This window comes from Streptomyces sp. 4F14, assembly GCF_048159485.1.
Lineage (GTDB): Bacteria > Actinomycetota > Actinomycetes > Streptomycetales > Streptomycetaceae > Streptomyces.
Genome location: NZ_JBLRVY010000209.1, coordinates 1 through 388 on the forward strand (window position 1 = coordinate 1; position 388 = coordinate 388).

A 388-nucleotide genomic window follows, 5' to 3' on the forward strand; every position below is an offset into this window, starting at 1 on the left:
GGCATCGGCAACCGCTGGGCCAACCGCCACACCGGCAAGCTGGACGTCTACACGGCGGGACGGAAGTTCGTCCACGTCGACATCGAGCCCACCCAGATCGGCAAGATCTTCGCCCCGGACTACGGCATCGCCTCCGACGCCAAGGCCGCCCTGGAGCTGTTCGTCGAGGTGGCGCGGGAGTTGAAGGCGGCCGGCAAGCTGCCCGACCGCTCTGCTTGGGCGGCCTCGGCTCAGGAGCGCAAGGCGACGCTCCAGCGCCGTACCCACTTCGACGACATCCCGATCAAGCCGCAGCGTGTCTACGAGGAGATGAACAAGGCCTTCGGCCCGGAGACCCGGTACGTCTCCACCATCGGCCTCTCGCAGATCGCCGGCGCCCAGATGCTGC

At 68.0% G+C, this 388-nt stretch carries 1 pseudogene; it reads left to right on the top strand.

The annotated features are described in order from the left end of the window. Window positions 1-388: pseudogene (locus tag ACLZOT_RS50355) on the top strand (glyoxylate carboligase); the annotation flags it as partial.